General features: G+C 71.5%; 19 protein-coding genes. 11 read left to right on the top strand and 8 right to left on the bottom strand.

Annotated elements, in window-relative coordinates; all coding sequences use genetic code 11:
• The 5 genes from JWQ91_RS09420 to JWQ91_RS09400 all read left to right on the top strand — a co-directional run.
• Positions 1-914: GMC oxidoreductase (locus JWQ91_RS09420; RefSeq protein ID WP_297782808.1), on the top strand; the 914-nt coding region annotated here is incomplete at its 5' end.
• A gap of 268 nt (positions 915-1182) precedes the next feature.
• Positions 1183-2742 carry a glutamine-hydrolyzing GMP synthase gene (gene guaA / locus JWQ91_RS09415; protein ID WP_297782806.1) on the top strand — a complete coding sequence of 520 codons (1560 nt, stop codon included), beginning with the start codon at positions 1183-1185 and terminating at the stop codon, positions 2740-2742.
• A 155-nt stretch (positions 2743-2897) separates the two neighbouring features.
• Entirely contained in the window at positions 2898-3677 is a 780-nt protein-coding gene (locus JWQ91_RS09410; protein WP_297782804.1) for an alpha/beta hydrolase, read from the top strand.
• A 2-nt stretch (positions 3678-3679) separates the two neighbouring features.
• Positions 3680-5095 carry a glucose-6-phosphate dehydrogenase gene (zwf, locus tag JWQ91_RS09405; RefSeq protein WP_297782802.1) on the top strand — a complete coding sequence of 472 codons (1416 nt, stop codon included), beginning with the start codon at positions 3680-3682 and terminating at the stop codon, positions 5093-5095.
• Between the two features lie 28 nt (positions 5096-5123).
• On the top strand, positions 5124-5345 hold the full coding sequence (locus JWQ91_RS09400; protein WP_297782800.1) for a hypothetical protein: 222 nt from the start codon (positions 5124-5126) through the stop codon (positions 5343-5345).
• Between the two features lie 81 nt (positions 5346-5426).
• Here JWQ91_RS09400 and nhaA read toward each other — a convergent pair whose 3' ends face one another.
• The gene (gene nhaA / locus JWQ91_RS09395; RefSeq protein WP_297782798.1) at positions 5427-6695 is read right to left on the bottom strand and encodes a Na+/H+ antiporter NhaA; all 1269 of its coding nucleotides are present in this window, start codon (positions 6693-6695) and stop codon (positions 5427-5429) included.
• Positions 6696-6801: 106 nt separating this feature from the next.
• Between nhaA and JWQ91_RS09390 the strand changes: the two genes are divergently transcribed.
• Both JWQ91_RS09390 and JWQ91_RS09385 read left to right on the top strand, forming a co-directional pair.
• On the top strand, positions 6802-8301 hold the full coding sequence (locus tag JWQ91_RS09390) for a gamma-glutamyltransferase (protein WP_297782796.1): 1500 nt from the start codon (positions 6802-6804) through the stop codon (positions 8299-8301).
• A gap of 7 nt (positions 8302-8308) precedes the next feature.
• On the top strand, positions 8309-9322 hold the full coding sequence (locus tag JWQ91_RS09385; protein WP_297782794.1) for a glycerophosphodiester phosphodiesterase: 1014 nt from the start codon (positions 8309-8311) through the stop codon (positions 9320-9322).
• Here the strand turns inward: JWQ91_RS09385 and JWQ91_RS09380 are convergent.
• The 3 genes from JWQ91_RS09380 to JWQ91_RS09370 are packed head-to-tail and all read right to left on the bottom strand — an operon-like array spanning position 9273 to position 10886.
• Complete coding sequence (locus JWQ91_RS09380; RefSeq protein ID WP_297782792.1) at positions 9273-9524, bottom strand: PspC domain-containing protein; 252 nt, start codon at positions 9522-9524, stop codon at positions 9273-9275. The two genes, JWQ91_RS09385 and JWQ91_RS09380, sit on opposite strands and share 50 nt — an antisense overlap.
• Complete coding sequence (locus JWQ91_RS09375; RefSeq protein WP_297782790.1) at positions 9496-9756, bottom strand: hypothetical protein; 261 nt, start codon at positions 9754-9756, stop codon at positions 9496-9498. Before JWQ91_RS09375 ends, JWQ91_RS09380 begins: the two co-directional genes overlap by 29 nt.
• Positions 9753-10886, bottom strand: a complete 1134-nt coding sequence (locus JWQ91_RS09370; RefSeq protein ID WP_297782788.1) for a PspC domain-containing protein — start codon at positions 10884-10886, stop codon at positions 9753-9755. The genes JWQ91_RS09375 and JWQ91_RS09370 overlap by 4 nt, the downstream gene beginning before the upstream one ends.
• Positions 10887-11016: 130 nt before the next feature.
• Here JWQ91_RS09370 and JWQ91_RS09365 point away from each other — a divergent pair, with 130 nt between their 5' ends.
• Together JWQ91_RS09365 and JWQ91_RS09360 are read left to right on the top strand one after the other, a co-directional pair.
• Entirely contained in the window at positions 11017-12300 is a 1284-nt protein-coding gene (locus tag JWQ91_RS09365) for an ATP-binding protein (RefSeq protein WP_297782786.1), read from the top strand.
• Entirely contained in the window at positions 12297-12938 is a 642-nt protein-coding gene (locus JWQ91_RS09360; RefSeq protein ID WP_297782785.1) for a response regulator transcription factor, read from the top strand. The genes JWQ91_RS09365 and JWQ91_RS09360 overlap by 4 nt, the downstream gene beginning before the upstream one ends.
• 107 nt (positions 12939-13045) lie before the next feature.
• Here JWQ91_RS09360 and JWQ91_RS09355 read toward each other — a convergent pair whose 3' ends face one another.
• Positions 13046-13324 carry a DUF2000 family protein gene (locus tag JWQ91_RS09355; RefSeq protein ID WP_297782782.1) on the bottom strand — a complete coding sequence of 93 codons (279 nt, stop codon included), beginning with the start codon at positions 13322-13324 and terminating at the stop codon, positions 13046-13048.
• Positions 13325-13516: 192 nt separating this feature from the next.
• Here JWQ91_RS09355 and zwf (JWQ91_RS09350) point away from each other — a divergent pair, with 192 nt between their 5' ends.
• Entirely contained in the window at positions 13517-14953 is a 1437-nt protein-coding gene (gene zwf, locus JWQ91_RS09350; protein WP_297782781.1) for a glucose-6-phosphate dehydrogenase, read from the top strand.
• A gap of 9 nt (positions 14954-14962) precedes the next feature.
• Here zwf (JWQ91_RS09350) and JWQ91_RS09345 read toward each other — a convergent pair whose 3' ends face one another.
• From JWQ91_RS09345 to JWQ91_RS09335, 3 genes are read right to left on the bottom strand one after another with little or no spacing between them, the layout of a single operon-like run.
• Positions 14963-15133 (bottom strand): hypothetical protein, encoded by a 171-nt coding sequence (locus tag JWQ91_RS09345; protein WP_297782779.1) that lies wholly within the window; start codon positions 15131-15133, stop codon positions 14963-14965.
• Positions 15134-15171: 38 nt separating this feature from the next.
• Positions 15172-15522 (bottom strand): GntR family transcriptional regulator, encoded by a 351-nt coding sequence (locus tag JWQ91_RS09340; protein ID WP_297782777.1) that lies wholly within the window; start codon positions 15520-15522, stop codon positions 15172-15174.
• The gene (locus tag JWQ91_RS09335) at positions 15519-15968 is read right to left on the bottom strand and encodes a GNAT family N-acetyltransferase (protein ID WP_297782775.1); all 450 of its coding nucleotides are present in this window, start codon (positions 15966-15968) and stop codon (positions 15519-15521) included. Before JWQ91_RS09335 ends, JWQ91_RS09340 begins: the two co-directional genes overlap by 4 nt.
• A 72-nt stretch (positions 15969-16040) precedes the next feature.
• Between JWQ91_RS09335 and JWQ91_RS09330 the strand changes: the two genes are divergently transcribed.
• A partial coding sequence (locus JWQ91_RS09330; RefSeq protein WP_366521367.1) for a UvrD-helicase domain-containing protein occupies positions 16041-16231 on the top strand: 191 nt, incomplete at its 3' end.

Below are 16231 nucleotides of genomic sequence, written 5' to 3'. Positions count from 1 at the left end.
TCTTCGCCGCCAGCACGATGGGCACCCAGAAGCTGCTGCACCGCATGCGCGACCAGGGCAGCCTGCCGCACGTCTCCGACCGGCTGGGACTGCTGACCCGTACCAACTCCGAGGCGCTCCTCGGCGCGATCGCCGATGGCCGGGACGTCGACTACACCGAGGGCGTCGCGATCACGTCGTCGTTCCACCCCGACGAGCACACCCACATCGAGCCGGTGCGCTACGGCCGGGGCTCCAACGCGATGTCGCTGATGCAGACCGTCCTGACCGACGGCGGCACCGGCACGCCGCGCTGGCGGGTGTGGCTCAAGGAGATGTGGAAGGCCAAGCTCAGCATCTTCAAGCTGTACGACCTGCGGCACTGGTCCGAGCGCACCATCATCGCGCTGGTCATGCAGACCCACGACAACTCGATCACGACCTACACCAAGCGCGGCCTGACGGGTCGCCGCAAGCTGACCTCCCGGCAGGGCCACGGTGCGCCCAACCCGGCGTTCATCCCGCCCGCCCACGAGGCCGTGCAGCGCATGGCCGCCTCGATGGAGGGCACGCCGGGCGGCACGATCGGCGAGCCGTTCAACGTCCCGCTCACGGCGCACTTCATGGGCGGGTGCGCGATCGGCGACAGCCCCGAGACGGGGGTCATCGACCCCTATCAGCGGCTCTACGGGCACACGGGCCTGCACGTCATCGACGGCTCGGCGATCAGCGCCAACCTCGGCGTCAACCCGTCCTTGACGATCACGGCCCAGGCGGAGCGGGCGATCGCGTACTGGCCCAACAAGGGCGAGGCCGACCCGCGCCCGAAGGTCGGCGAGGCATACCGCCGGATCGAGCCAGTGGCACCCGGCCACCCCGTCGTCCCGGCCGACGCCCCCGCCGCCCTGCGCCTCCCCATCATCACCATCACCTGACGCCACCGGTGGTGCCCACGGGTCGAGCGGAGCGAGACTGATGTTCCGGGCGAAGCCCGGTGCGACGGAGTCGCGGGCAGGGCGACGCCCTGCAACATGCACAGAACCCGGCCGGGAGGGAGATCACGGGCCGGGTTCTGTTGTGCCACGAGGAGCAGCACATGATCCAACGGGAGGGAGTGTTGTCAGATCCACCAACTCAAACGACCGGGCGGGCGCGGGGTTACGACGTTTCTCGCAACAATTTCGGACCGATAGACTCGTTCCCGTGACCCCCGACCATGATCTTGTCCTTGTCGTCGACTTCGGTGCGCAGTACGCCCAGCTGATCGCCCGTCGGGTCCGTGAGGCCCGCGTCTACTCCGAGATCGTCCCGCACACCATGCCGGTGGCGGAGATGCTGGCCCGCAAGCCCGCCGCGATCATCCTCTCGGGCGGCCCATCCTCGGTCTACGAGCCCGGCGCGCCCCAGCTCGACGCGGCGCTGTTCGAGGCCTCGACCCCGGTCTTCGGCATCTGCTACGGCTTCATGGCGATGGCGCAGGCCCTCGGCGGCAACGTCGCCCACACGGGTCAGCGAGAGTACGGTCGCACGACCGTCAGCGTCATCGAGCCCGGCACCCTCCTGTCCGGCCTGCCCGGCACCCTGACGTCGTGGATGTCGCACGGCGACGAGGTCGTCACGGCTCCCGAGGGCTTCCTGGTCAACGCCAACTCCCCGCGCGCGACCGTCGCGGCGTTCGAGAACACCGACCGGCGGCTGGCCGGCGTCCAGTGGCACCCCGAGGTCCTGCACAGCGAGCACGGCCAGCGCGTCCTCGAGCAGTTCCTCGTCGAGATCGCGGGCTGCCGCCAGACGTGGACCAGCAGCAACATCGTCGAGGAGCAGATCGAGCTCATCCGCGACCAGGTCGGCGACGCCCGGGTCATCTCGGCACTGTCCGGCGGAGTCGACTCGGCGGTGTCGACGGCCCTCGTCCAGCGCGCGATCGGCGACCAGCTGACCGCGGTGTTCGTCGACCACGGGCTGCTCCGCGAGGGCGAGGCCGAGCAGGTGGAGAAGGACTACGTCATGGCGACCGGCGTCGATCTCAAGGTCGTCGACGCCAAGGACCAGTTCCTGGGCTTCCTCGCCGGGGTCTCGGACCCCGAGGAGAAGCGCAAGATCATCGGCCGGGAGTTCATCAGGGTCTTCGAGGCGGCCGAGCGGGAGGTCCTCGCGACCCCCGGCCCGCCGGTCAAGTTCCTCGTGCAGGGCACGCTCTACCCCGATGTCGTGGAGTCCGGCGGCGGGACCGGCGCGTCCAACATCAAGAGCCACCACAACGTCGGCGGGCTGCCCGAGGACCTCGAGTTCAGCCTCATCGAGCCGCTGCGCACCCTGTTCAAGGACGAGGTCCGCGACGTGGGCCGCCAGCTCGGCATCCCCGAGGCGATCGTCGGGCGCCACCCGTTCCCCGGCCCCGGCCTCGCGATCCGCATCGTCGGGGCGGTCGACGCCGACCGGCTGCGGATCCTGCGGCTGGCCGACGCCATCGTGCGCGAGGAGACGACGGCCGCGGGCCTCGACGGCGAGATCTGGCAGTTCCCGGTGGTCCTGCTGGCCGACGTCCGCTCGGTCGGCGTGCAGGGCGACGGTCGGACGTACGGCCACCCCATCGTCCTGCGCCCCGTCTCGAGCGAGGACGCCATGACGGCCGACTGGAGCCGCCTCCCGTACGACGTGCTCGAGCGCATCTCGACGCGCATCACCAACGAGGTCGACGAGGTCAACCGCGTCGTGCTCGACATCACGAGCAAGCCGCCGGGAACCATCGAGTGGGAGTAGCCCGTTCGGGGACGACCACGACCGCCCGCCGCTCCGGTGTGTCGGGCGAGGCTGGAAGGGTATGTCAGGTGGTACTCCCGACGAACGGCCTCCCGCGCACCACCGCGCGCCCGTTCGACCTGCCGGGCTGACGACGACCCAGTGAGGACCGTCCCATGAAGCTCAACGTGATCGACCACGGCGGCGAGGGCCACACCCTGGTCCTGCTGCATGCCTTTCCGCTCGACTCCGGGATGTACGACCGTCTGGTCCCGTTGCTCGTCGACGACGCCCGGGTCGTGACGATCGACCTCCCCGGACTGGGTGGCAGTCCCGTGCCCGACGAGGACCCGTCGATGGCGGCGGTCGCCGAGGGTGTGCTCGACGCCATCACCGACCTCGGGATCGAGCGCTCGATCGTGGCGGGCACGTCGACCGGTGGCTACGTCGCGCTCGAGATCGCCGCGGCCGCCCCGCACCGCCTGGAAGCCCTCGTCCTGGCCGGCACGACGCCGCGCCGCATCACCCCCGACGTCCCGGACGCGCGACGCGTCGTGGCCGACGAGATCGAGCGTCTCCACTCCACCGATCCCGTGGCGAACAGCGCGGCGCAGGGGCTCGGTGTGACGGCGCACCGCGAGCAGCCCGGCCTGGTGTCGATGCTGCGGCAGACGATCGCCGAGGCGGACCCGGCCGGCGTCACGTGGATGGCGCGGGCCATCGCCGACCGCTCGGACACGACCGCGGCGCTGGCGGCGTTCCCCGGCCCGGTCGGCCTGCTGTTCGGCGCCGAGGACGACGCGACCCCGCCGTCGCGCGGGCAGGAGATGCTGGACCTTCGCGGATCCGCGCCGACGATCCTCGAGGTCCTCGACCGCACGGGGCACCTGAGCGCGCTGGAGTCCCCGAAGGCGGTCGCGGCGTTCGTGCTGCGGGTGCTGGCCGAGGTCGGCTGACCGTGACCGCCGAGACCGACCTCCTGCCCCCGCACGTGTTCGTGCTGTTCGGCGCGACGGGGGACCTGGCGAGCCGCAAGCTCTTCCCCGGCCTCTACCGCCTCGCCGCGGCCGGGCGGCTGCCCGACGACTACGCCGTCATCGGCTCGGGCCGACACTCGCCCGGCACCGACGAGGAGTTCCGCGACTCGCTCCGCGACGCGCTGACCGCCTCGATCGACGACGTGGACACCACCGTTCTTGACGACGTGCTGGGACGTGTCACGTTCCAGGCCTCCGACGCCGACGACGGCTCGGCGCTCGCCGCCGCCGTCGAGAAGGCCCGCTCGGGCCTGGGCGAGGACGTCCGCACGCTGATCTACCTGTCGGTGCCACCGGCGGCGATGCGGCCCATGATCCAGATGCTCGGCCGGGAGGGCCTGACCGAGGGCGCGCGCCTGGTCACCGAGAAGCCGTTCGGCACCGACCTGGCGTCGGCCCGTGAGCTCGACGCGACCCTCAAGGAGGTCGTGTCGGAGGACCAGATCTTCCGCATCGACCACTTCCTGGGCAAGGAGGCCGTGCAGAACATCCTGGCGCTCCGCTTCGCCAACGGCCTGATCGAGCCGGCGTGGAACCGCGACCACATCTGCTCGGTGCAGATCGACGTCCCCGAGGAGCTGACCGTCGAGGGGCGGGGCAGCTTCTACGAGGCGACCGGCTGCCTGCGCGACATGATCTCGACGCACCTGTGCCAGGTCCTCGGCTTCGTCGCGATGGAGCCCCCGGTCCACCTCGACGCCACGTCGCTGCGCAACGAGAAGGCCAAGGTCTTCGCCGCGATGAAGCCGTTCGACCCCCGGCGGGTCGTGCTCGGGCAGTACGACGGCTACCGCGACGAGGACGATGTCGCCGATGACTCCCGGGTGGAGACGTTCGTGGCGCTCGAGGCGTACGTCGACACCGAGCGGTGGCAGTGCGTGCCGTTATACCTGCTCACCGGCAAGGCGCTGGGGGAGGGCAGCCGCACGATCACCCTGACGTTCCGGACGCCGCCCATGGGACGGTTCGGCGACAACGGCTACGGACCCAACGAGCTCGTGCTCGAGCTCACCGACTCGCCCCGGGTCAGCGTCGACCTGCACGCCAAGCGTCCCGGGCCGGAGATGGCGCTGACGACCGCGACGCTGAGCCTCGACGTCGCCGCCGAGGGCCTGGACGACGAGCCGCTCGAGGCGTACGAACGCCTGCTCCTCGACGTCATGCGCGGCGACCAGACCCTGTTCACCCGGTCCGACGAGGTCGACCGCCTGTGGCAGCTGTGCGAGCCGGTCCTCGAGTCGCCCCCCGACCCGCTGCCGTACGCCCAGGGGTCCTGGGGCCCCGACGAGGCGCTCCGGCTGCCGGGCCCGCGGGGCTGGCGGCTCCCGGACGCTTGAGCGCGCCCTGAGCGGGTACGTCGTGGCCATGACTGACGAAGAGAAGACAGCACAGCACGAAGCGATCCAGGCCGTCGTCGACCGGGTCAGCTCCTGGCAGGACGGCGCTACCGAGGGAACCGTGGCCGACGAGCTGGCGAAGGGCTTCGACGAGGCCGGTATCGAGGTGCCGCAGGCCGATCAGGACGTGCTCGCCGCGGCGATCCAGGACAAGCACGGCGAGATCCAGGTCGGCGAGGTCCTCGGCTGACGATCCCGGCCATTCACAGGGATACCCACAGGGTGTGCATGGTCACAAAGGACTAGGTGGCCTAGTTCTTTGTGACCTGCATCACTCCTGGAAGGCGTCGGGGATGCCGTCCCCGTCGTTGTCACGTCGCTCCTCGAGCTCGACCAGCCGGTAGTGCCGGTTGCGCGACCTCAGGACGACCGCCGCCGCGGCGGCCGAGACCAGCGACCCCACCAGCACGCCGATCTTGGCGTGCTCGTCGGCCTGGCTGCCCGGGCCGTAGGCCAGCTCGCCGATCAGCAGCGAGACCGTGAAGCCCACCCCGGCGAGCATCGCCAGCCCGATGACGTCGATCCAGGCCAGGCTGTCGTCGAGGTCGGCCCTGGTGAAGCGGGCGGCGAGCCAGGTCGCCCCCAGCACCCCGACGGTCTTGCCGGCGAACAGGCCCAGCACGATGCCGATCGTGATCGGATCGCTCATCGCGGAGGTCAAGCCGTCGCGCCCGCCGATCGCGACGCCCGCCGAGAAGAACGCGAACACCGGGACCGCGACCGCCGCCGACAGCGGCCGGAACACGTGCTCGAGGTGCTCGGCCAGGCCCGGGCCGTCGCGGTCGTCCCGGCGCAGGACCGGCACCGCGAACCCCATCAGCACCCCCGCCACGGTGGCGTGGACGCCCGAGGCATGCACCAGGCCCCACACCATGAGAGCCAGCGGGAGCAGCAGCCACCCGGTCCGGACCCGCCGCTGCACGAGGACCGTGAACGCGGCGAGCGGGACCGCCGCCGCCAGCAGCCACAGGACCTCGAGGTCGCTGGTGTAGAACACCGCGATGATCGTGATCGCGAGCAGGTCGTCGACGATCGCGAGAGTCAGCAGGAACGTCCTGAGCGCCGTCGGGAGGTGGGTGCTGATGACGGCCAGCACGGCCAGGGCGAAGGCGATGTCGGTCGCCGTCGGGATCGCCCACCCGCGCACGGCCCCACCCAGGTTGACGAGGGTGAAGATGAGCGCCGGCACGGCCATGCCGCCGACCGCCGCCACGATCGGGATCGCCGCCCTCCGGGGATCACGCAGGTCGCCGGCGACGAATTCGCGCTTGAGCTCGAGCCCGGCCACGAAGAAGAAGATCGCAAGCAGCCCGTCGGCGGCCCAGGCCCCGACGGTGAGGTCGAGGTGCAGCGCGGAGGGTCCGACGACGGTGTCGCGCACGTCGGCGTACGTGTCGCCGACATTGGCGGCCGCCAGGGCGGCCACCGCCGCGACGATGAGCAGCGCGCCGCCGATCGTCTCCCGGCGGAGGATGTCCGCGATGCGGGAGGCCTCGGGCCACGAGCCCCGGGAGAGGAAGGTATTGCGCTGGCTGGGCACGGACGGCTCCTGGGGTCGGCGGACTGAACGCCGACCAGACTTCCCGGCACACCGTGGACCAGTCTATCGGTGAGCCCGGAGACCCTCAGCCGGATAGCCTGCGAACATGTCCGACGTCGCGATCGCAGCACCCAACGAGGCGTCCGCCGACGCCGGCGAGCAGATCGCCCGCGCCGGGGGCAACGCGATCGACGCCGCGCTGGCCGCGACCCTCGTCACGATGGTCAACGAGGTCGGGCTCGTGTCGCTCAGCTCGGGCGGCTTCATCACGGTGCAGCCGCCCGACGGCAGCCCGCCGCAGACCGTCGACGGCTGGATGGACATGCCCGGCAGCGGGCGTCCCGTCGGTGGTGGCACGTGGGACGTCGAGACGGAGTACGGCGGCGGGATCACCATCACGATCGGTCCCGGCTCGGTCGCGACGCACGGCTCGGTGGCGGCCTTCCAGGAGGCGCACCGCCGGTGGGGGCGTCTGCCGTGGCGTGAGCTCGTGGCGCCGTCGATCGACGTCGCGCGGCGTGGGTTCCGGCTCAGCTCGGCCTCGCGGTTCTACCTCGGGCACGTCCACGACGAGATCTTCGGCTGGGACGACGAGAGCCGGGCCGCGGTCCACGGCGGCGACGGCGGGCTCGAGACCGGGCTGGTGCACGTGCCGGACCTGGCGGGGGCGCTCGAGCTGATCGCCGACGAGGGGGCGGCGGCCCTCCACACGGGCGACCTGGCCCGGCTCATCAGCGCGGACGTCCTGGCCCGCGGCGGCATCCTGGGGCCGGACGACCTGGCGGGCTACCGCCCAGTGGTCCGACCGTCGCTGGTGACGACGGTGGGCGACTGGACGCTCGGCACCAACCCGCCGCCGTCGGTCGGTGGGGTCAGCGTCGCCGCGATGCTGCGGCTGCTGGACGGCCGCCCGTACGGACAGTGGGACGACGCCGACATCGAGCACCTGGTCCGCGTGCAGCGTGCCGTGCTGGGGCACCGCCTGAGGGTGCTGGACCACACCGACGACCTCGAGCGGGACGCGGCGGCATTCCTCGACCTGGTCGACCGGGACCACCTCGCGGTGCTCGAGTCCGGCTCGACCGCACACGTGTCCGCGACCGACAGCGACGGCGGCGCGTGCGCCGTGACGGTCTCGTCGGGCTACTGCTCGGGGATGATCGCGAAGGGCACCGGGATCTGGCTCAACAACTGCCTCGGGGAGCAGGAGCTCAACCCGACCGGCCTGCACGGCCTGCCGCCGGGCACGCGGCTGCTGTCCAACATGGCGCCGACCGTCGGCCACCACAGCGACGGCTCGGCCCTCGCGATCGGCTCGCCCGGCGCCGACCGCATCGCGACCGCGATCGTCCAGGCGCTCGCGGGGTTCGTCAGTGGCGGCCTGGGCCTGCAGGACGCGATCAACCATCCCCGCGTCCACGTGCACCGGGCCGGCCGACCCGACGAGGTCATCAAGACCGAGACCGACCTGACGATGTTCTACGGCGGGGTGGGCGCGACGCTGCGCCGGCACGACGGGCACATGGTCGCCGCGGCCGACCCCCGTCGAGATGGTGCGGTGCGTCTCGTCCACGGTCCGACACGCGAGCGCCCGAGTGCGGTTTGATTGATGGGTGTCCCCGACACCCATCGTCATCGGCCACCGCGGAGTCCCCGGTGAGCGGCTGGAGCACACCCGACCGTCGTACCTCCTCGCGATCGAGCAGGGGTGCGACTACATCGAGCCCGATGTCGTCAGCACCAAGGACGGCGTCCTCGTGGTCCGCCACGAGAACGACATCGGTGGCACGACCGATGTCGCGGCGCACCCGGAGTTCGCGGACCGCAAGGTCAGCAAGTTCGTGGACGGTGTCGCGCACACGGGTTGGTTCACGGAGGACTTCACGCTCGAGGAGATCAAGACCCTCCGGGTCCGGGAGCGCCTGCCGCAGCTGCGGCCGCAGAACATCCGGCTCGCCCGCACCGAGCAGATCCTGACGTTCGACGAGGTGCTCGACATCGCGGCGGAGGCGAGCGTGGGCCGGGACGAGCCGATCGGGGTCTACGTCGAGACCAAGCACCCGACCTACTTCCACGGGATCGGGCTGGACCTCGACGACCTGCTGATCGCCGCGCTGGAGCGGCGCGGGGTCAACCACCGGGGCGCGAAGATCATCATCCAGTCGATGGAGACGGCCAACCTGCGGGGCTTGCGCGAGCGGACGCCGCTCGACCTGGTCCAGCTGATGGACCGGCAGGGCGCGCCGTACGACCTGGTGCTCGCCGGCGACCCGCGGACGTACCGCCACATGCGCAAGCCGGCCGAGCTGGAGAAGGTCGCCGCCTACGCCAACGGCATCGGCCCCAACAAGAGCCAGGTCATCCGGCGTGACGTCATGGGCCGGCTCGCGGGGGAGACCAAGCTCGTCCGCCGGGCCCACCGGCTGGGTCTCGTGGTGCACGTCTGGACGATGCGCAGCGAGAACAACTTCCTGCCGACCAATCTGCGGCTCGGCCGGGACAAGGCCGCGCGCGGCGACGCCGTCGGCGAGTACCTCGCGTTCTTCAACGCCGGGGTCGACGGCGTCTTCTCCGACTTCACGCAGACGGCGGTGGCGTCCCGGGCGAAGTGGTTGGAGAGCCAATAGGCGGGGCCGGCCGGGGCGGTGCCAGCGGCATCAGCACCCACGCGACGACGTACGCGACGACCAGGGTCCCGGCACCCAGCAGGATGCAGACCGCGGTCACGATCCGGATCAGCGTGGCGTCGATCCCGGTGTAGTCGGCCAGGCCGCCGCACACGCCTCCCAGCCACTTGTCGTCACGGCTGCGGGTCAGCTGCTTGGTCATCGTCGGCTCCTTCGGTGGGAGTGGGGTCGGTACGGCTGGGGGGCGCGGGTCGCGCGTGCCGGAGGGTGGCCCCGACGCCGAGCAGCCCGAGGACGATCAGGGCGCCGGAGGCCGTCAGGCTGAGCTCGCGGGGGGTCAGGATGTCCTGGTCCCACACCGCCCAGTTGCCCACGACGGCCAGGAAGAACAGGCCGAAGGCCAAGCCCTCCCAGCGGAACGGGTGCCTGCTCATCGGCTGATCACCTCCACGTTGCCGAGCCTCTGCTCGATGTCGATCGTCACGGCGGAGCCGGCGGGTCCTGCGCCCTCGCGCATCGACACGTCGGTGCCGTCGTCCGTGCGGCCGAACAGCGAGATCTCGCCGGCCCGCAGGTCCGCCTCCACGACGGCCCGGAGCCCCTCGGGCACGATGACCCTGGTCTGGCCGACCCCGGCGTCGAGGTGGAGCGTCCGGCCCGCGAGGGACTCGGGGTCCGCGACCCGGGTCAGGTCGAGCTCGAGCAGGCCGACGCCGTGGGTGTAGTGGGACTTCACGTCCGCCGCGGTGGTCGGGGTGGGTGTCTGGGCGCCGACGCGGCCGCTGGGGAGCACCGACCCGATCGCGAGGGCGATCGCGAGGAGGGCGCCGATCGCGATCAGGGGTCCGCCGTTGCCGACGAACGTGCTGACCAGCAGGCCGAGGCCGACGATGCCGAGCGCGATCGCGATGTAGCCCGTCCCGGGGACGTCGTCGTGGTACTCCGACCAGATGCGGGTCGCGGCGAGGGCGATCGCGATGACCGACACGACCAGGAACGTCAGGGCGGGGGAGCGGCGGCGCGCCGGGGTGACGGGTGGCACGGCGGTCGGCGACGTCGCCGCGGCGGGATCGGCCGCGAGGTACGCCTGACGCTCCCGGGCCTCACGTCGCCGACGCGGGCGGACCGCGAAGACGTAGTAGACGAGCCCGACGGGCAGCAGCCACCAGGGCGCCCCGCCCCACCAGGCCCAGCCGTTGTCGCCGACGATCGAGAGGGCCGCGAGGGCAGCGGCGATGACGAGCCCGGCCACGCGGACCTGCTCCTCGTTCTTGTCGAGCTTGAACCAGTCGGCGGCGATGCTCTTGTCCTCGCCCTCCGCGGGCAGCAGGAACCACGCCGCGGCGTACAGGATCAGCCCGGCGAAGCCGGCGACGGTCAGCACCGCGAGGACGACCCGCACGATGACGGGGTCGATGTTGAGGTACTTCGCCGCGCCGGCGCACACGCCGCCGATGATCCGGTCGTCGCTCGACCGGCGCATGTCGGCGATCGTCCGCAGACGCTGCGGGTCGAAGCCGTCGTCCGGTCCCGTCGTCGGAGGGGACTGCTGGGTGTCGTTCATGCGTCCATCCTGACCGGGCCCGACGCCTCGGCACATCGGGTACGACCCTGAATCCCACCCCGGGCGACTCAGGGTGCGCGGGGGGCGTCACCGGTGGCGGCCGCGCGAGCCGACGTGTGACGATCAGGGGGTGACCGAGTATCGCCGTGCCTACCGACCGGCCGACCGCCGCCTCGTCGGGGGAGTGGCGAGCGGGGTGGCCGACCACCTCGGCGTGCCGGTCCTCTACGTCCGGCTGGCGTTCATCGTCGCGACGTGGCTGCAGGGCATCGGCGTCATCGCCTACCTGTTGCTGTGGCGCTTCCTGCCGCTGAGCCGACCCGACCTGGCGCCGGGCCTGGAGTCGGCCACGCGGCGTGGGCTGCGCACCGGCAGTCGTACCGGCACCACCGAGATCGCCCAGACGATCGCCCTCGGCGCGGTCGGCGTCGGGGTCCTGTTGCTGATCCAGTCGACCGGCCGGGGCATCGGCGGCAACCTGTTCGCGCCGCTGCTGGTCGGGGTCGTGGGGCTCGCGGTCATCTGGCGCCAGTACGACGACGTCGCATGGGGCCGGTGGATGCGCCAGACCCGGGGTTGGGCGTTCGCCTCCCGGATCGGTGTCGGCGTCGTGCTGGTCGCGCTCGCGGCCCTGTTCTTCCTGACCCAGGAGGGCGGTTGGGGCGCGGCGCTCGACCTCGCCTCGGCGCTGGTCATCGCGCTGCTGGGGGTGCTGCTGATCCTCGGCCCGTGGGTCACCCGGCTGCTGGGCGACCTGTCGGAGGAGCGGCGGGAGCGCGTACGTTCGCAGGAACGCGCCGACGTCGCCGCGCACCTGCACGACTCGGTCCTGCAGACCCTGGCCCTGCTGCAGAAGAACGCGGGTGACGCCGCCGCCGTCGCGACCCTCGCCCGCCGGCAGGAGCGGGAGCTGCGGGCCTGGCTGTACGGCACCGACCAGCAGCCCGGCGACTCGCTCGTGGCGGCGCTGCGGGCGGCTGCCGCGGACATCGAGGACACCCACCGGGTCCCGGTCGAGGTCATCGCGGTCGGTGACGCCCCGCTCGACCCCGACGTCACGGCGCTGGCCCGGGCCGCCCGGGAGGCGATCGTCAACGCCGCCAAGCACGCGCACGTCGACCGGGTCGACGTCTACGCCGAGACCGACGGGCGTACCGCCCAGGTGTTCGTGCGCGACCGGGGCGTCGGATTCGACCCCGCCACGATCGCGGAGGACCGGATGGGTGTGCGAGGCTCGATCGTCGACCGGGTCGAGCGGCACGGCGGCACCGCGTCGGTCCGCAGCGCGCCCGGCGAGGGGACCGAGGTCGCGCTGAGCATCCCGCTGCGCGACGCCGACTCCGCGGCCGACGAGACCGTCGTCGACGAGTCCAAGACCGTCACCCAGGGACTCGACACCAAGGAGAGCTCATGACCACACTGCGGGTCGCGATCATCGACGACCACGCGATGTTCCGGACGGGGGTGCGGGCCGAGATCGACGGTCCGGTCGAGGTCGTCGCCGAGGCCGAGGACGTCGACAGCGCCGTCAAGGTGCTCACCGAGACGTTGCCCGACGTCGTGCTGCTCGACGTCCACATGCCCGGCGGTGGGGGGCTCGAGGTGATCCGCCGGCTGCACCAGCGGCACCCCGAGGTGAAGTTCCTGGCGCTGTCGGTCAGTGACGCCGCCGAGGACGTCATCGGGATCATCCGGGCCGGAGCGCGGGGCTACGTCACCAAGAACATCTCCGGCACCGAGCTGCTCGACGCGATCGCCCGGGTCGCGGCGGGGGACGCGGTGTTCTCCCCGCGGCTGGCCGGCTTCGTCCTGGACGCGTTCGCGGGGACGATCGAGATCGCCCAGGTCGACGAGGACCTCGACCGGCTGACCGAGCGGGAGCGGGAGGTCATGCGGCTGATCGCGCGCGGCTACGCCTACAAGGAGGTCGCCAAGGAGCTGTTCATCTCGGTCAAGACCGTCGAGACCCACGTCTCCAGCGTCCTGCGCAAGCTCCAGCTCTCCAGCCGCCACGAGCTCACCCGCTGGGCGAACGACCGCCGCCTGATCTAGATCCGCGACCGCCGCACCCAGATCCGCGAGTGGCGCAGAATGAAGAAAATGAGACGGCGGGTCGTGCAGATCTGCGCCACTCGCGGACGGGTGTGCGCCACTCGCGGTCAGTGGTGGAGGGCGGCGCCCTTCATGGTCCGGTCGACGGCGTTCCTCGGCCCGTGCACGGCGATCCCGACCAGGTCCAGGTCGTCCCTCGCCACGGCGCGGACCGCGGCCCGGTTGTCCCGGTCATGAACATGTCGTTGGTGTAGACCGCCAGGGCCAGCTCCCGGGACACCGCCTTCGCGTGCGCCCCCCAGCCGTTCGGCGTCGCCCTCGAGAATCACGATGGGCTGGCGGACGTACCGGCCCTGGAGGCGCGCGCCGCCGAGTTCGGCGCCCATTCGACGCAGCTCATGCACGCGTTCGGCCGCGAGTACGGCCTGCCGCCCCACCGCTACGTCACGGGCCGCCGGGCCGCCTGACCGCGGTGCCGAGTGGCGCAAACCCGTCCCCGACTGGCGCAGATCTGGACGACCCGCCGTCCCATCTTCTTTGATCTGCGCCACTCGCGGTTCTGGGTCTAGCCTGATGGGGTGAACGAGCCACATCTGATCGTGCTCTTCGGCGCCACGGGCGATCTCGCCCGGCGCAAGCTCCTGCCCGGGATCATGCACCTGCTGCAGTCGGGGCTCGTGCCGGACTCACGGATCATCGGCGTCTCGCTCGACGACTTCGACGACGACGGGTTCCGCGACTTCGCGGGCCAGGCGTACCGCGAGTTCAGCACCCGCGAGGTCGACGAGGACAAGTGGCGCGACTTCGCCCCCAAGCTGTCGTACGTCAACGTCAAGGACGGGCCCGACGCCCTGGCCAAGGCCGCGGCGGCGCTCGAGGAGGAGCTCGGCGGTGAGCCGCGTCGCCTGCACTACCTGAGCGTGCCGCCCAAGGCGGCGCTCGACGTCGTCCACACGCTCGACGCCGCCCACCTCGTGGAGCGGTCGCGGATCATCATGGAGAAGCCGTTCGGCACCGATCTGGCGAGCGCCAAGGCGCTCAACGCCGAGATCCACGAGGTCTTCGACGAGGGCCAGATCTTCCGGATCGACCACTTCCTGGGCAAGGAGGCGGCGCTCAACATCTTGGCGTTCCGCTTCGCCAACGGCCTGTTCGAGCCGATCTGGAACCGCAACTTCATCGACCACGTGCAGATCGACGTCCCCGAGACGTTGTCCCTGGTCGGCCGGGCGGGCTTCTACGAGGGCACCGGCGCGTTCAAGGACATGGTCGTGACGCACCTGTTCCAGGTGCTGGCGTTCATGGCGATGGAGCCGCCGACGTCACTCGACTCCGACTCGATCTCGGAGGAGAAGAACAAGGTCTTCCGGTCGATGCGTCCGCTCGACCCGCTCTCGGTCGTCCGCGGCCAGTACCAGGGCTACCGCGACGAGGAGGGCATCGCGCCGGACAGCGACACCGACACGTTCGTCGCGCTCAAGGCCGAGATCGACAACTGGCGGTGGGCCGGGGTCCCGTTCTACCTCCGGACCGGCAAGAAGCTGGCGGAGGGTGCGCGGATCATCTCGATCGCGTTCCGCGAGCCGCCCAAGAGCATGTTCCCGACCGGCTCGGGCGTCGGCCTGGCCGGCCCCGACCACCTGACGTTCGACCTCGCGGACTCCTCCAAGATGTCGCTGTCGTTCTACGGCAAGCGGCCCGGGCCGGGGATGCGGCTGGACAAGCTCAGCATGCAGTTCGCGATGCAGGAGACCGAGCGGGCCGGCGAGGTCCTCGAGGCGTACGAGCGGCTGATCTATGACGCGATGCGGGGCGAGCGGACGCTGTTCACGACCGCCGAGGGCATCGAGCGGCTGTGGGAGATCTCCGAGCCCCTGCTCAACGACATCCCGCCCGTGCGGCCGTACCAGGCCGGGACGTGGGGGCCCAACGCGATCCACCAGCTCATCGCACCGCGGGCCTGGCGGCTGCCGTTCGAGCGCAGCTGGCGCAAGCCCAACCCCAGCGCGGAGTAGGCCCGAAGGTCAGGAGCCCTCGCCCTTGTCGCGGCGGGCGAGCTTGTCCTGGACGTCGTGTCCCGGGAGGCGCGGCGGCGGCTCGTGGGAGCGGTCGGTGCTGCCGTAGCCGCTGAGCGTGAGGGCCATCAGGCCCAGCCCGACGATGAACAGCAGCGCGAGGACGAGGTGGAAGGGCACACGCCCACGCTACCCGCCGCGTCGTGACCGTCGGCTCGTCAGGTCCAGAACCGCTCGACGAGGCGGATCGCCTCGTCCCGGGACAGCCCCTGGCGGCGGGCCAGCAGGACGTAGTCGCGGGCCGCGGTGTCGGTCGCGGGGTCGTGCAGCCGGCGGCTCGCGATGAACGTGCCGGCCCGGCCGTGGGTCTCGACCACGCGATCGGCCTCGAGCGCGCGATAGGCCTTCGCGACGGTGTTGGCCGCGAGGCCGAGGTCCGCCGCCAGGGCGCGTACGGTCGGCAGCTTGTGGCCCGGCGGGAGCGTCCCGTCGGCGGCCTGCTCGGCGACCTGCCGGCGCAGCTGCTCGAACGGGGCGTCGCCGCCGGTCGGCTCGATCGTGATCCTCATGCGGCGTCGCGCCCGAGTCGCACGATGTCGAACGAGTGACCGCCGATCGTGGTCGTGTAACGGTGGGTCTCGACGAATCCCTGGGCGCGGTAGAAGCCGACCCCCGTCGCGTTGTCGGCGAACACCTCGACCGAGCTGGGACCGGCGCCCCCCGAGACGTACGTCAGCAGGGTCCTGCCCAGCCCGCGGCCCTGGGCGGTGGGGGAGACGTACAACAGCTCGACGCCGCCGTCACGTGCCCCGACGAAGCCCAGCGGCTCGTCCTCGAGCTCGGCGACCCAGACCTCCATCGACGGCAGCAGCAGGTCGCGGATGCGAGGCCGTTGCTCGGCGAACTCCGCATCGCCCATGAAGGCGTGGCTCGACCGGGCGGACCGTTCCCACAGGTCGGTCAGCGCGTCGAAGTCGCCCTCGCGGGCCACCCGGATACGCACGCCGTCGTCCATGGGACGCGAGTCTACGGCGACGGCGACCGGATGATGTCGCTGTCGGTCGCGGCAACTAGGCTGGACGGCACGATGACCTTGCCGTTCCCTGTGCCCTCGATGGACGATTCCGCTGCCCGTGAGAGGCGTCGTCCCCGCTCCGAGACCCTGCTCGAGGGGCTCAATGACGCGCAGCAGGCCGCGGTGTCGCACCCCGGCGGGCCGCTGCTCGTCGTGGCCGGCGCCGGCTCCGGCAAGACCCGGGTCCTGACCCGCCGGATCGC

This window comes from Aeromicrobium sp., assembly GCF_025965075.1.
GTDB lineage: Bacteria > Actinomycetota > Actinomycetes > Propionibacteriales > Nocardioidaceae > Aeromicrobium.
The sequence above is the reverse complement of the archived record's forward strand: the minus strand, read 5'-3'. Positions and strand labels throughout refer to the sequence as shown.